This is a genomic window from Marcopretia estuarina LEGE 06307 (genome assembly GCF_056633115.1).
The window spans coordinates 540803-554062 of the sequence record NZ_JBSJOY010000001.1 but is presented as its reverse complement, the minus strand read 5'-3'; the positions used below and the strand labels follow the sequence as shown (position 1 = coordinate 554062).

Annotated in this window: 23 protein-coding genes; 6 read left to right on the top strand and 17 right to left on the bottom strand. The window is 67.4% G+C overall.

Features of this window, described 5'->3' with window-relative positions; translation table 11 throughout:
* Positions 1–20 precede the first annotated feature (20 nt).
* The 8 genes from ACWJI3_RS02790 to ACWJI3_RS02755 form a co-directional block, all read right to left on the bottom strand.
* On the bottom strand, positions 21–1328 hold the full coding sequence (locus ACWJI3_RS02790; RefSeq protein WP_480202785.1) for a hypothetical protein: 1308 nt from the start codon (positions 1326–1328) through the stop codon (positions 21–23).
* Positions 1318–2868, bottom strand: coding sequence for a class I adenylate-forming enzyme family protein (locus tag ACWJI3_RS02785; protein WP_480202784.1), 1551 nt, complete (start codon positions 2866–2868; stop codon positions 1318–1320). The genes ACWJI3_RS02790 and ACWJI3_RS02785 overlap by 11 nt, the downstream gene beginning before the upstream one ends.
* A gap of 149 nt (positions 2869–3017) precedes the next feature.
* Positions 3018–3704, bottom strand: coding sequence for an LrgB family protein (locus ACWJI3_RS02780; protein WP_480202783.1), 687 nt, complete (start codon positions 3702–3704; stop codon positions 3018–3020).
* Positions 3701–4063, bottom strand: coding sequence for a CidA/LrgA family protein (locus ACWJI3_RS02775; RefSeq protein WP_480202782.1), 363 nt, complete (start codon positions 4061–4063; stop codon positions 3701–3703). The genes ACWJI3_RS02780 and ACWJI3_RS02775 overlap by 4 nt, the downstream gene beginning before the upstream one ends.
* A gap of 50 nt (positions 4064–4113) precedes the next feature.
* A complete protein-coding gene (locus ACWJI3_RS02770) occupies positions 4114–4608 on the bottom strand; it encodes a 2,4'-dihydroxyacetophenone dioxygenase family protein (RefSeq protein WP_198948214.1) in 495 nt (164 codons plus the stop codon).
* A 292-nt stretch (positions 4609–4900) separates the two neighbouring features.
* A complete protein-coding gene (locus tag ACWJI3_RS02765; protein ID WP_480202781.1) occupies positions 4901–5104 on the bottom strand; it encodes a hypothetical protein in 204 nt (67 codons plus the stop codon).
* 12 nt (positions 5105–5116) lie between these two features.
* Positions 5117–5350, bottom strand: coding sequence for a DUF433 domain-containing protein (locus ACWJI3_RS02760; protein ID WP_480202780.1), 234 nt, complete (start codon positions 5348–5350; stop codon positions 5117–5119).
* 713 nt (positions 5351–6063) lie between these two features.
* Positions 6064–6270 (bottom strand): 2-oxoisovalerate dehydrogenase, encoded by a 207-nt coding sequence (locus ACWJI3_RS02755; protein WP_480202779.1) that lies wholly within the window; start codon positions 6268–6270, stop codon positions 6064–6066.
* 212 nt (positions 6271–6482) lie between these two features.
* On the opposite strand from ACWJI3_RS02755, the gene ACWJI3_RS02750 reads away from it, so the two are divergent.
* The 3 genes from ACWJI3_RS02750 to ACWJI3_RS02740 are packed head-to-tail and all read left to right on the top strand — an operon-like array spanning position 6483 to position 7352.
* A complete protein-coding gene (locus ACWJI3_RS02750; protein WP_480202778.1) occupies positions 6483–6617 on the top strand; it encodes a hypothetical protein in 135 nt (44 codons plus the stop codon).
* Between the two features lie 23 nt (positions 6618–6640).
* Positions 6641–6991 (top strand): nucleotidyltransferase domain-containing protein, encoded by a 351-nt coding sequence (locus tag ACWJI3_RS02745; protein ID WP_158217407.1) that lies wholly within the window; start codon positions 6641–6643, stop codon positions 6989–6991.
* Entirely contained in the window at positions 6978–7352 is a 375-nt protein-coding gene (locus tag ACWJI3_RS02740; protein WP_480202777.1) for a HEPN domain-containing protein, read from the top strand. The genes ACWJI3_RS02745 and ACWJI3_RS02740 overlap by 14 nt, the downstream gene beginning before the upstream one ends.
* 203 nt (positions 7353–7555) lie before the next feature.
* Here the strand turns inward: ACWJI3_RS02740 and ACWJI3_RS02735 are convergent, their stop codons facing one another.
* The 7 genes from ACWJI3_RS02735 to ACWJI3_RS02705 form a co-directional block, all read right to left on the bottom strand.
* A complete protein-coding gene (locus tag ACWJI3_RS02735; RefSeq protein WP_480202776.1) occupies positions 7556–7690 on the bottom strand; it encodes a hypothetical protein in 135 nt (44 codons plus the stop codon).
* A 3-nt stretch (positions 7691–7693) separates the two neighbouring features.
* Entirely contained in the window at positions 7694–8194 is a 501-nt protein-coding gene (locus ACWJI3_RS02730; RefSeq protein WP_480202775.1) for a GNAT family N-acetyltransferase, read from the bottom strand.
* A complete protein-coding gene (locus ACWJI3_RS02725) occupies positions 8194–8466 on the bottom strand; it encodes a type II toxin-antitoxin system TacA family antitoxin (protein ID WP_480202774.1) in 273 nt (90 codons plus the stop codon). The genes ACWJI3_RS02730 and ACWJI3_RS02725 overlap by 1 nt, the downstream gene beginning before the upstream one ends.
* Before the next feature lie 582 nt (positions 8467–9048).
* A complete protein-coding gene (locus tag ACWJI3_RS02720; protein ID WP_197159272.1) occupies positions 9049–9255 on the bottom strand; it encodes a 2-oxoisovalerate dehydrogenase in 207 nt (68 codons plus the stop codon).
* A 384-nt stretch (positions 9256–9639) separates the two neighbouring features.
* Positions 9640–9924: a HigA family addiction module antitoxin gene (locus tag ACWJI3_RS02715; RefSeq protein ID WP_198948224.1), complete on the bottom strand. Its 285-nt coding sequence runs from the start codon at positions 9922–9924 to the stop codon at positions 9640–9642.
* A gap of 4 nt (positions 9925–9928) precedes the next feature.
* Positions 9929–10207 (bottom strand): type II toxin-antitoxin system RelE/ParE family toxin, encoded by a 279-nt coding sequence (locus ACWJI3_RS02710; protein WP_094510598.1) that lies wholly within the window; start codon positions 10205–10207, stop codon positions 9929–9931.
* Between the two features lie 123 nt (positions 10208–10330).
* Complete coding sequence (locus tag ACWJI3_RS02705) at positions 10331–10582, bottom strand: hypothetical protein (protein ID WP_480202773.1); 252 nt, start codon at positions 10580–10582, stop codon at positions 10331–10333.
* A 32-nt stretch (positions 10583–10614) separates the two neighbouring features.
* Between ACWJI3_RS02705 and ACWJI3_RS02700 the strand changes: the two genes are divergently transcribed.
* Positions 10615–11148: an HNH endonuclease gene (locus tag ACWJI3_RS02700; protein WP_480202772.1), complete on the top strand. Its 534-nt coding sequence runs from the start codon at positions 10615–10617 to the stop codon at positions 11146–11148.
* Here the strand turns inward: ACWJI3_RS02700 and ACWJI3_RS02695 are convergent.
* Positions 11064–11360 (bottom strand): type II toxin-antitoxin system RelE/ParE family toxin, encoded by a 297-nt coding sequence (locus ACWJI3_RS02695; RefSeq protein ID WP_480202771.1) that lies wholly within the window; start codon positions 11358–11360, stop codon positions 11064–11066. The genes ACWJI3_RS02700 and ACWJI3_RS02695 overlap by 85 nt on opposite strands.
* A complete protein-coding gene (locus ACWJI3_RS02690) occupies positions 11357–11566 on the bottom strand; it encodes an addiction module protein (RefSeq protein WP_480202770.1) in 210 nt (69 codons plus the stop codon). The genes ACWJI3_RS02695 and ACWJI3_RS02690 overlap by 4 nt, the downstream gene beginning before the upstream one ends.
* 143 nt (positions 11567–11709) lie before the next feature.
* Between ACWJI3_RS02690 and ACWJI3_RS02685 the strand changes: the two genes are divergently transcribed.
* Positions 11710–12711, top strand: a complete 1002-nt coding sequence (locus ACWJI3_RS02685) for an HIT domain-containing protein (RefSeq protein WP_480202769.1) — start codon at positions 11710–11712, stop codon at positions 12709–12711.
* 3 nt (positions 12712–12714) lie between these two features.
* Positions 12715–13260 carry a DnaJ domain-containing protein gene (locus tag ACWJI3_RS02680; protein WP_480202768.1) on the top strand — a complete coding sequence of 182 codons (546 nt, stop codon included), beginning with the start codon at positions 12715–12717 and terminating at the stop codon, positions 13258–13260.

Here is a 13260-nt window from a genome sequence, read left to right as displayed (position 1 = left end):
ACAGGCGAGCGTGGATTGTCTCAGGCGATCGGCCGGGGCCCAGCGTCCAGGTCGTCGATGGACTGCTCCAGCAGATCGCGGCCGCTGTCGTACACGACCCGCGGCGCCGGCCGGCCAGCCTCGGTGGCGCCCAGTCGGCGGGCGACGGCACGGCGGCGCTTCAGCTGGGGATCGGCGTGGCGGGCCGCCTCGGCCCAGGCCTGGCGGCGCCGATTGCGGGCGGCGATGGCGCGGTTGCGCCAGTGCTGCAGCGGCAGGCGGGCCAGGGGCAGGAGCAGCAGCAACAGGGCGTAGCCGATGGCGAATCGGGCCAGCCAAGCCACGGAGGGCAGCCAGGCGGGCGTGATCGCCAGCAGCCACGGCGCGAGCACCAGCAGGGCCCCGACGATGAGGCCATAGGCGACCCGTTGCCCGCGTCCCGCCCGACTGAAGCGAAAGGCCCGTTCGCGCAGCGGCGGCACCGGCCCATCAACGCGGGAAGCGCGGGCGGGCAGGGAGGGGAAGCCATAGATCAGGTCCCCGTCCTCACTCACCTCGGGGCGGCCGTCGAAGCGCAGCAGCACCGGCAGCATGGCGGCATCGGCGAGGTCACGGCGTCGGTCGGGATCGGAGGGGCAGTCGGGCAGATCGAGCAGCGGGGCGAGGTCCTCGGCGATCACCACGCCACCACGCTTGCGCAGGAAGGCGCCGATGCGGCGCCAGCGCTGCGGCTCGAGGCGGGCATTGGGATCGCCATCGCCGAACAGGATCGAGAACACGGCGCTGAGGAAGCCCAGGGCGGCCGGATCGGCGCCCTCGCCGGGCAGGTCCCAGAGCAGGCTCCACAGCTGCTGCGGCGTGACGGAGGAGGAGCCCTCACGCGCCGGGGCCCGGATGCCGGAGGCGAGCAGATCCAGGATCGAAAGGGGCACCTGGGCCAGCCCCTGCAGCAACGCCAGGCCGGCATCGTCGCCGTCGTCGCTGCTGAACAGCCGCACGATCAGCAGCACCGACAGGATCAGCACCACCAGGGTGGTGACCAGCAGCAGCACCAGGCCGAAGCTGAGCCGGATCAGGCGGGCGGCCAGGCGCAGGGCCGCCTGCAGCCGGGCCTGCAGGCGGCGGCGGCCGCTGAGGGCCAGCAGCCGCATCCGCAGCGCGGGAGGGAAGACGAACAGCAGGGTGCCGTCCTCGGCCACCTGCAGATGACCGGACACTTCGGCCACCAGGGCCAGCAGCCCCGGCTCCACCTCCTGCAGGGACAGGCCGGTGCCGGCGGCCGCCTCGCCGACGCTGCAGCGGCGCCCGCGGTTGCCGATCCAGTCGAGCAGGGAGGCCTCAACCGGCATGCAGCCCCTCCGCCGCCAGCTGCCGCAGGGCCAGTCGGTCGGTCTTGCCCACGGGGGTGAGGGGCAGCTCAGGCAGCACGCGGATCTCCTCCGGCGCCTTGTAGCCCACCCGGGCCCGGGCAAAGGCGATCAGTTCGGCTTCGCTGGGGGCGGGCTGATCGGGCCGCAGGGTCAGGTAGGCCCGCACGTTCTCGCCGTGCACCGGGTCCTGGATGCCGATCACCCCCACCAGATCCACGGCCGGATGCTCAGAGAGCGCCTCCTCCACCTCCTGGGGGCAGATGTTGGAGCTGTCGTGGACGATGATCTGCTTGCGGCGGCCGCAGAACCAGAAATAGCCGTCGGCATCGACGCGCATCTCATCGCCGGTGTCCAGCCAGCCCTGCCGGATGGTGTCGGCGGTGGCTTCGGGGTTGTCCCAGTAGCCCACCATCTGGGAGGGGGCCTGGATCCAGAGGCGCCCCTGCTCGCCCGGGGCCACCTCGTTGCCGTCCTCGTCGCGCAGGCTGGCGCTGAACCCCGGGCAGAGCCGGCCGACGGAGCCGATCCGGTTCGGGCCGGAAGGGGGCGCCAGGGTGGCGTAGCCGATCTCACTCATGCCGAAGCATTCGTCGATCCCGAAGCCGGCGGCGCTGCGGAACTCCTCCTGCAGCTGATGGGGAACCTTGTCGCCGCCGCTGATGCAGAGCCGCACCGAAGCCAGATCCGTCGGCAGCAACCGGTCATCCCGCAGCAGCTCGAACAGGGCGGCGGGCAGCATCAGCAGCACCGACGGCCGATGGCGCCGCAGCAGGGTTTCCACGGTGGGCGCATCGATGCGGCTGGCGATCGCCGCGGAGGCGCCGCCGGCCAGGGCGGCCAACACGAGGGCACAGGAGGCGATGTGGGCCAGGGAGCTGCCGGCCAGCACCTCCTCGCCGGCCCGCAGTTCGATGGCCTGGATCAGGGAGGTGAGCACGGCGGCGAAGCTGGCCCGGCTGTGGGTCACGCCCTTGGGCCGGCCGGTGCTGCCGGAGGTGAAGAAGATGAAGCAGGGATCATCCGCGGCCAGATCGGGCCAGGGCGGAGCCTCGCCGCCGGCGGGTGCCGCAGCCAGCAGCTCGTCGAACCCGGTGGGATCGTCGATGCGGTGGCAGCCAAGCGGCAGTTGGCCCGCCACGGCACTGGCCCGCACATCGGCCAGCCGTTCGCCGTGGAACACCAGGGCCGCGGTGCCGCTCACCGTCAGCGCATGGTCGATTTCCGGGGGCACGTAGCGGTAGTTGAGGGGGGTGAGCACCAGGCCACTGCGCAGCCCCGCTAGGTAATGGACGACCAGCTCCACCCGGTTGGGGATCAGGGAGGCGAGCCGGTCACCCCGCTGCAGCCCCAGCCGCTGATAGGCCCTGGCCAGCTGCTCCGCCTGCCGCTCGAGCTCGGCCCAGCCGATGCTGTGTTCGAGGTCCTGCAGCGCCGGTGCCGCCGGGTCGCGCCCCAGGCCGGCCGCCAGGAGGCGGGTCAGGTCGATCGGTGGGGCCAGGGGCGGGCCGTGGTGGGGCATGGAATGCCGCAGCTCGCCCACTCTGGCAGCGGTTTGGGGTCGCGCAGGAGCCGTTGCGGCAGCGCGTCCCGATCAGCGCCTGGGCAGGATCAGCCACCCCAGCCAGCACCACCTCACACGCCGGTTGGAATCCATGGACCTCCAGCCGCTCAGGAGCGCCCGAGGCAGAGCGCCAGGGGCAGGGCCAGCAACGCCACCGCCACGGCCGCCAAAGCCATGGCCACGGAGGCGATCGCGCCGGTGAGTTCTCCCTCGCGGAACGCCTGGGCCACTCCCTGGCCGCTGGAGATGGTCCCCAGCGCCAGCCCCCGACCCAGGGGGCTGCGGACCCCAAGGTGGGTGAGCAAGGACGGACCGAGGATCGTGCCGAGCAGCGCCGATGCCACGACAATGCCCGCCACCACGGGAGCGTCGGCACCCACCTGGTGGGCCAGGGCGATGGCGACCGGGGCCGTGGCGCTCTTCAGACCCAGGGCGGCCTGGAGTGGGACGTCCAGCTCCAGCAGTCGCGCCAGGGTCACGGCTGTGACCATGGCCACCAGGGTGCCGCCCACCACGGCCGCCGCCACCCTGACGCCATGATCCAGAAGAACCTGGCGATGGCGATGCAGCGGCACGGCCAGCGATACGGTGGCGGGACCGAGCCACCAGGTGATGGCGTCGCTGGCGCCGCGGTAGCCCTCAAGCCCGCTGCCGGCCAGCGTGATCGCCACCATCACCATGGGGGTGCTCAGCAGCACCGGCACCGTGAGGGGCAAGGGATAGCGGCGGTTGATCCAGCGGCTCAGCGCATAGGCCAGCACCGTGAGCGCCAGGCCCAGGAGGGTGAGGGTCATGGCGCGGGCGCCGGCGGCCGTTCCCCGAGACCGGGCCGGGCGCCGATCCAACCCGCCGCTGCGATTCCTGCCGCCGTGCTGACCAGGATCACCAGCAGAAGCATCAACCCGTGCTTGCGCAGCAGGCTGCCGTAGGCCATCAGCCCCACCGCGATCGGCACAAAGAAGAAGGCGAGGTGACGCTGAAACAGAGCCGCCGCCTGCCCCAGCCACGACTCCCGCACCAGCCCCGTGAGCAGCAGCAGGGCCAGCAGCAGCATGCCGACGAGATTGGAGGGAAGCGGCAGCGGCAGATGGGGCGTCAGCACAATCGCCACCCGGTCGATGGCGATCAGGCCCGCGAACTGGAGGGCGAGCACGGTGATGGGGCGGAGGACCGGGCTCCGTGATGGGCCGCCCTGGGGAGCGCTCACAGCACCAGCACGGGAGGCCGTCCGAATCCCTGCTCCTCGCACAGCTTCAGGTAGGTGTCGAGGCGCGCCTTGCCGAAGACGATGCTGGCGATGGATCCCTCGGCGTCGATGTTGAGATTGGCGCCATGGATGTGCCAGCGCACGTGGGTGTTGTCCTCAAGGATCTTGAGGGTGTGCACCGATGAAGCGGGTTCGAATAGAAAGGAGCCGGCGCGGTTGACGAAATCCGATTCCAGGTACTTCCAGGAACCGGAAAAGGTATGGCCCCACACACTGCCGGTGTGCATGTGCATCGGGCTTTCGAAATCTTTCATGAAGATGTTCTCGGTGACCCACACGTTCTCGGTGGGAAACACCTGGAGCACCCGCAGCAGATTGCCGGCACCAATGTCCACGAAAGGCAGATCGTCGGCGCCGAGATGCACCGCCGAAGGAGCCTGCTCCATCCACTCCCTGTGAATGGGGTGATCACCATCAACTCCGATCAACATGGTTCCGCTTGGTCTTGCCGGTGTGCCCCCATTCTCTTCCAGCCATTGGCGCGGAGAAAGGCGCAGGCCTGCGACCGTCGCCAAACGCCAACGCCAGCAGGGATCCCAGCAAGGGCACTGGCGCGACGTGCCGCCCACAACCAGACCTGGCCCGGCCGCCCGGCAGCCGCCAGCATCGCTCCATGCCCCCGCCCCCCTCCGCCACCTACCAGCGCCTACGGCACTCCGTCGACGAGCGGAAGCGCATGAGCCAGGTGGTCAAGCGGTTCATCGGCGCCGAGTTCACTGACGTTCAATGCCTCACAACCAATGCCTTCCGGCTGAACTCCATGAGGACATGGGTTTCAAACTGCCGGTTCAGCTCCGGCAGAACACGAAGCAGCAGGGCGCTGAAATCCTGGTTGCCGATGTTGCCTGTAGCCACAATCAGAAGCCTGGCGGGAGTGCCGCGCAAGAGATGACTGCGGCCGAACGAGAGATCGAGGGAGCTGGGCATCCAGCCGGATCCTCATGCAGAGAGGAGATCAACCCGCTGAATATTAGAAAGCTGGGTTGCGTACTCAAGCACTGCGGTGATGTCTTCAGCCTCGAGATCTGGACAATCGGTAAGAATGTCGGCCGCACTCATCCCTGCTGGCAACAGTTCGAGCACCATCTCCTCGGGATAACGCAAGCCGCGGATGGTCGGCTTTCCATGGCAGATCTCAGGGTTGAGGGTGATACGCCCAAGCTGGTCTGTCATGACGATTTCCTGGCTTCCCCAGCCTAAGGGGGACAGCAGATCACGACCGTGAGCTGGTTGTGGCGCTGGCATGGGGATCGTTTGGGCCTCTCCCTCACCAGTGCCACCCCCCGTCTCACACCCGCCAGGATGCCCCCATGCCCCCGCCCGCCTCCGCCACCTACGAGCGCCTGCGGCACTACATCGCCAAGCGCATGCGCATGAGACCCATCAACCAGCCCCTGATGCTGTAGCCATCGGCTTCCGCGCAGCGGTTGGAACTGCTCGGCCACGGATTTGCCAGGCAACAGCCAGCCCGGCCCCGCCGCAGGACGTGGCCCGGCGGATACTGGGAACCGCCTGGTGGGCAAGGTGCTCACCGGCAACGGCTTCAGCTCCCCAAGCCGATGGGCAAGCACGCGCTGCGGTGGCGACCAGCTATCAGCGGCCCCGATGCCTGCGGCCCGGGTGAGCGGCCGCTTGGCCCAGCCCTCAAAGATCCAGGCTGCCGATCAGCTCTTCCATCGAACAGCCCAGCTGGCTGGCCACGTCCTTGAGGATCTGCCGCAAGGTACCGACCCTCAGGGGCTAGTGGGCAGGAATGGTGAGGTGCTGCTGCTGGCCGTCAGAGCTTCGGCTCAGCCGCATGTGGCTACCTGTTTGACGGGTCAGCACGTAGCCATGGCGCCGCAGGCGTTCGGCCAGGAGCTGGCCGTTGACGTCCCGGGGAATCCTCACAGGGCCAGCAGTTCCTGCCTCACGTGATGGAGGCGGATCAGGGATGGCGCCTGGCCGGGATCGAAGTGGCAAACGACGGCGTCGCGAATCTCCCGGTGGAGCTCCTCAAGGGTGTCGGCCTCGGTGTGGATCGCCGCGGCAACTGCGCTGGCCCGGAAGGAACCATCCTCCGCCTCCTCGACCACGAAAAGGATTTCCTGCATGGCGCCCTCTAGTAACACCAGTCTTGCAGCGGTGGGCAGGATGTTGCCCCTGTCTGGGCAAAGGGTCTGGGGCGGCACAGCCACACCCGGAGCCGGGCTGGCTGCAGCCGCCACGCGCCCACGCCAGAAGGGATCCCAGCAGGGGCGCCTGCCTGACGGGCCGCCCAAAGCCAAACCTGGCCCTGGAGGCCGGCAGCCGCCACCATTTCTCCATGGTCTCCAGCCCCTCAGCTGCCTTCCTTCGCCTGCGCGCAACCATCTCCGAGCGGCTGCAGCGGATGGAGGGCCGGGGGCTCAGCGGCAACGGCAACCAGGCCGCTGACCCGTCAGCTCGTCATCCCAGCTAGCCAGTGGCCGTCAGAATGGAGTCATGACTGCCACGACAGCCTCCAAACCGATCGAGTCGAGGCTGGCTGGCATGGTTGCCGGCATCCGCCAGCTAATTCCCGCTGCTGATGTCCGTCTGTTTGGCTCAAGGGCCCGAGGTGATGACCGGGCCGATTCCGATGTGGACCTGCTGATCACCGTGCCTGATGCCTGGCTGGCGCAACGCGACCGCTTTGCGCTGCTGGCTGACCTCTGGGGTGCCGTGGCCCAGCCGGATCTGTCGGTCGACCTGGTGCTCCACTCGAGCAGCGAAGTGGCCCGCCGAGCCAAAGAGCCAGGCTCCCTGGTGTGCGAGGCCCTGCGAGAAGGCGTTCTGCTCGATGGCCAGGCCTGAAGCGCTGCGGCTGCTGCGCATCGCACGCCGCGACCTCAGGATGGCCCGCTGTCTGCTGGATCCAGTGGTGGAGGAAGCCAGCTGGGGCTGGGCAGCTCAGCAGTGTCTGGAGAAGACCCTCAAAGCCTGGTTGCACCACCTCGGCAGCACTCCGCCTTCGACGCACGACATCTCCCGACTGCTGTTGCTGTTGCAGGAGGCCGGAGTTGAGGTCAAGGACCTTCTGCCACTGCAGGCCTTCACCTCCTTCGCTGTGCAATACCGCTACGACGACGAACCCGAAGAACTCAGCCTGGATCGCACGGCCTGGTGCGAGAGAGCCGAGGCATTGATCGAACAGGTGGAAGGCCTTCTGGGCTGATGGCCGTAGGCATGCGCATGAGCCCCATCGACCAAGCGTTGATGCACATGGAACTGCTCGGCCGCCGCAGCCCCGCCCCGGCGCAGGACGTGGCCCGGCGGATCCTGGGAAGCGCATGGTGGGCCGGGTTCCCCTTCAACGGCATCACCCTCTACGACCAGGGCGCCTACGGCCTGGCGGGCGGCGTAGCCGAAGGCTTCTGCTCAGCAGTAGAGCTGAGCGACACTGAGCGCGACGCGCTGCAGCAGCTCTGCCGCCAGCGCCTTGATGCCCTCCGCGAGCACCCCGATCAGCGGCTCGGTGAAGTACAGGGTTCTCCGCTGCGCCCTGCGCCGCACAGATCAGAACGGCAAGGTGGCCGCCACATCGGAGAGACGAATCAGCAGGGTGTCGGGGTCGATGGGCGAGGGATCAAAGCCCATGTGGAGATAGAAGCTGCGGGCTTCCGCGGTGGCGGCATGAACCACGATGCCTCGCACGCCGATCTGTGTGCTGGCCTGCAGCACCCGTTCGAACGCATCGGCGAGCAGGGCGCGAGCGATGCCGCGTCCCTGGACACTGCGACAGACCGCCAACCGCGCCAACACCACCACTGGAATGGGATCGGGCATGTTGCGCCTGAAACGCCCAGGGGCTGAGGCCACGGCCACCGCCCCGGAGGCCAGAGCCACAGTCGCCTTGACGATGCCGTCGCCGTTGCACACCACGAAGCTTCGGGTCGCACCGCTTTGCTGGTTGGCCAGGGCACGCTGCTGGAGCCAGTGGTCGAGGCTGGAGTCACCGCAGTTAAAGCTGACGGTGCTGTGGTGCTGCGCCAGCGGCTGGGGCGCCAGCAGATCCATCAGCGTTGCCAGGGCCTCGGTGCCGTCATGGTGCGCTGCAGGCGATCCGTGGGGCTGGGCGGAGCATCGAGCTGGCGGAGAAACTGGTCAAAGTGCTCGGGCGAAACGGCCTGCCAGGCCTGCTGCACCAGCAGTTCACGGGCGGCATTGCGGGCCGCCTGCAGGACGAAGTCGGTTCGGGTGAGGCTAGAGGTACGCACCGCGCGATCAATCAGCGCCTGATCGTCGGGCGTGACCCGCAGATTCCAGCTGAGGCGAGGGGTGGCAGCCACGGATGAACAGCAGGCCTCAAGCCCCCTAGCCCCTCTGGGTAGACGGTGTCTATCCGCATGATCATGATGGTGCATGGCGACAAGGGCATCACGCCGGGGCGCCGTCGTGGTGAACGTGATGGCAGCGCGAGTGGACAAGGGGGTAGAGCGGATGCTCTTGTCCGTTCCCCCGCTGGATGAGGCCCAGGCGTTGCCGTGGCATGCCTATTGGTTCTGCGGATGAAGGGGACTGGGGCGGCATAACCACACCCGGCGCCGGGCTGGCTGCAGCCGCATCACACCCACGCCAGAAGGGATTCCAGCAGGTGCAATGGCCTGACGGGCCGCCCAAAACCAAACCTGGCCCAGACGCCCGGCGGATCCGCTGAAGCGCATGGTGGGCCGCGTGCTCATCCGCACGATCAACCTCACAGCCCTGCCCTCAAAGGCCCAGGCTGCTGATCACCTCTTCCATCGAACAGCCCAGCTGGCCGTCAGAGCTTCGGCTCAGCCGCATGTGACTACCTGTTTGACGGGTCACCACATAGCCATGGCGCCGCAGGCGCTCGGCCAAGAGCTGGCCGTTGACGTCCCGCGGAATCCTCACAGGGCCAGCAGTTCCTGCCTCACGTGATGGAGGCGGATCAGGGGTGGCGCCTGGCCCGGATCGAAGTGGCAAACGACGGCGTCGCGAATCTCCCGGTGGAGCTCCTCAAGGGTGTCGGCCTCGGTGTGGATGGCGGCAGCGGCTGCGCTGGCCCGAAAGGAGCCATCCTCCGCTTCCTCGACCACGAAAAGGATTTCCTGCATGGCGCCCTCCAGTACTACCAGTCTGACAGTGGTGGGTGGGGTGCTGCCCCTGTCTGGGCAAAGGGTCTGGGGCGGCACAGCCACACCCCCGGAGCCGGGTGGGCTGCAGCCGAATCACGCCCACCCCAGAAGGGATCACAGCAGGGACAATGGCCTGACGGGCCGCCCAAAACCAAACCTGGCCCGGTCCCCCGGCAGCCGCCCGCATCCCTCCATGCCCCCGCCCGAGCGCAGGACGTGGCCCGGCGGATCCTGGGAAGCGCATGGTGGGCCGGGTTCCCCTTCAACGGCATCACCCGCTGCGAGAAGGGCACCGTCGACCTGGTGGGCGGCGAGCAGCTGAGCGACGGGCGGCATCTGCTGGCACTGAACCGCCAGGCCTGCTCACGCCATTGGTTGAATTGGCACGATTGCCGGCAGCACGGTTTCCAAGGCTTGCTTGGCCAGCTTCAAATCATGGCTGGCCTGCATCCGCAGCCAGAAGCCCTCGCTCAGGCCGAAGAAACAACAGAGGCGCAGGTCGGTATCGGCGGTGATCGCCCGCCGACCCTTCACGATCGCGTTGATGCGGCTCTCCGGCACGCTGATGGCCAGCGCCAATCGGTACTGGCTGATCCCCATCGGCTTGAGGAACTCCTCCAGCAGCACCTCGCCCGGGGGCACGAGCATCACGTCAGTGGTAGTCAACGATCTCGACCTCCTCTGGCCCGGCTTCCGTCCAGATGAAGCAGAGCCGGAACTGGTCGTTGATGCGGATGCTGTGCTGGCCATGGCGGTTCCCCCTGAGTGGCTCCAGGCGATTGCCTGGTGGAACTTGTAGATCGTTGAGGCAGGCGGCCGCATCGAGGATGGCGAGCTTCCGGAAAGCGACGCGAGCGAAGCTTCCAAAGCGGCGCCCCGGCTTGCCTTCAAAGAGGGCCTGGGTGTCGCGGCAACGAAACGACCTGATCACACCGTTACCTTACCCCCGCTGGACGTAGGCACGCCAGGCAGTGGGGCCGGGTGAAGGCGATCACGCGCTGACATGGCGGCCTGGCTTGCCTGTGTTGCTCCTCTTGCAAGTGCCAACCCCGTCTCACCCCCGCCAGGATCCCCGCATGCCCCAGCCCGAGCGCAGGACGTGGCCCGCCAGATCCTGGAAAGCGCATGCTGGGCCAGGTTCACCCTCAACGCCATCACCGCCTATGGCGTTGGCCACGACAGCCTGATCGGCGGCAACGCGTTGAGCGATGGCGAGCGCGACGCGCTGCTGGAGCTCTGTCGCCAGCGCCTCGATGCCTTCCGCGAGCAGCGCGGCGAAGAGGTGTTTGCCCACCGCAGCCGCCACCGCGCCCCGATCAGCGGCTCAGTGAATACCAGGTGCTCACCCGCGCCCGGGGCCGCTGCGAGTGCAGCGGAACCCATGAACACCAGCGCGCCCTGGAGGTGGACCACATCATCCCCAAGAACCAGGGCGCCTCCGACGCCATCAGCAACCTGCAGGCCCTCTGCTTCCGTTGCAACGCCGGCAAGCGCGACGGCTGTTTGCCTACGCAAGAGGGCGCACCGACTTCCGCGGCCCCCAGACCAGCTACGGCCACCGCGAAGCGGGCTGTGTGTTCTGCGCGCTGGAGTTCAGCGGCGGGTGCTGGTGGAGAACGAGGGGCACAGCCTGGTGATCCCGCGTCGTCATGGGGCCGACGGGCTGGAGCTGCACCAGCCGGAGTGGAACGCCGTGGTGGAGCTGCTGAAGATGTGGCGGCCCCCGCTGGTTTCCCTGTGCCTCCCGGTGCCAGAACCCATGCCAGCACTGGGCAGGCAACGCCCATTCAGGAGCGCTGCTGCCAGCGGTCGGGATCCTGGCGGCCGTGCAGAGCGATCACGAGGATTTCAGCGCCCTGCTCGCGGAAATAGACGGCATAGGGAAATCGACTCAGCACCAGCCTGGGGATCCGGCCGTGAATCAAGGGGAAGGATTGGGGATTGTGGCGAATGCGCTCCACCGCAGCAGCAACGGTTTGGGCAAAGTCGTTGGCCAACGCCTGCTCACGCATTCCGTACCAGCGCTGGGTTTCCAAGAGCTCCTCCAGCGCCTCCGGCAGGAAGCGCACTGAAGGGAGCGTCATCCGATGCCGAGCTGGCTGCGCACCTCATCCCAGCCAAGAGCTGCGTCAGGGTTGCTGAGATGGACCATCCAGCGCCGATCCAGCTCAGCGCAGAGGTCGGGATCGAGCGGCAGCGCCCCATCTCTGGCCTCGTCATCCAGGCTGTCCCAGAGGGCGATCGCCAGGGCCAGGCGCTCGCTCTGGGGCAGTTGAAGGAGGTCAGACATGGGTGTCATCGCCACGGCGGACGGCTGAGAACTCAGCGTAGGCACACTCCAAGGCGGACGACGCGATGGGATGGATCAAAGACACGGCAGCAAGGCTTCTCCCTACAAGTGCCACCCCCGACACACCCCAGCCAGGATGCCCCATGCCCCCGCCCCCCTCCGCCACCTACCAACGCCTGCGGCACTACATCGCCGAGCGGATGCGCATGAGCCACATCTACCAACCCCTCATGCTCATGGAGCTGCTGGGGAGGAGCAGCCCCGCCCCCGCGCAGGACGTGGCCCGGCGGATCCTGGGCGAAGACGTGACCCAGGTCGACTACTACACCGAGCGGGTGAAGCGGATGGTGGGCAAGGTGCTCACCGGCAACGGCATCACCGCCTACGGCAACGGCGCCTACAGCCTGATCGGCGGCGACGAACTGAGCGATGCCGAGCGCGATGAGCTGCAGCAACTGTGCCGCCAGCGCCTCGACGCCTTCCGCGAGCAGCGCGGCGAGGAGGTGTTTGCCCACCGCAGCCGCCACCGCACCCCGATCAGCGGCTCAGTGAAGTACAGGGTGCTCACCCGCGCCCGGGGCCGCTGTGAGTGCTGCGGTGCGCACGAGCACCAGCTAGCCCTCGAGGTGGACCACATCATCCCGAAGAACCAGGGCGGCTCCGACGCCATCAGCAACCTGCAGGCACTCTGCTTCCGCTGCAACGCCGGCAAGCGCGACACCGACTGCACCGACTTCCGCGGCGTGCAGGCCAGCTACGACCACCGCGAAGCGGGCTGTGTGTTCTGCGCGCTGGAGGGCAGCGGCCGGGTGCTGCTGGAGAACGAGCTGGCGCTCTGCATCGCCGATGCCTATCCCGTGAGCGAGGGGCACAGCCTGGTGATCCCGCGTCGTCATGTGGCCGACGGGCTGGAGCTGCACCAGCCGGAGTGGAACGCCGTGGTGGAACTGCTGAAGCTGCGGCGGGATCAGCTGCATGCCCAGGACGCGTCGATCAGCGGCTGGAATGTGGGGCTGAATTCAGGCGAGGCGGCGGGGCAGACGGTGTTCCATGCGCACTGGCATCTGATCCCGAGGCGAACAGGTGATGACAAATCCCCCCGCGGAGGCGTTCGGGGGGTTATCAAGGGCAAACAGCAGTACTGAGCCGTGGCCACCAAGACGCCAACGCGCAAGAAGCTCGATCGGCCAGCGGTCTTGGCCAGGATCGATGAGATCCTCTCGACTGGGGCTCCCGATGCCGAAAGCCTGTTGGCGTTCGCGGAGTTCATCAACGGGAAGCCGTTCCCTGAACCTGTTCTCACCGTGACAGAGCTCAAGTCGGCAGTGTGCAAGGTGTTTGGCAGCAAGAACGCCACGGAGCTACGCAAGTCAAGTGAGTTCAACCTCGCGATGGCGGGCCGCACATTTGATCTCAAAACAAAGGCTGATTGGCTCAAGCTCTATCGGGAATGGGTTGGAGTTCCCCATAGCGAGCGTGCCAAAACTGGCAAAACATCAATTAACGGCATCGATGTCTTAGAAAATTTCAGACCGTGGCATGTGTTCTCACTTGATCCATCAACAGCCAGCGCCGAAGACATCAAAGAGGCCTTCCGCAGGCTCGCCAAGGAACACCATCCCGATGTTGGCGGCGATCCGCGCGTCATGGAGCGGCTCCAAAAAATGCGTGACTCCCTCCTCGCCTTCCTTTAA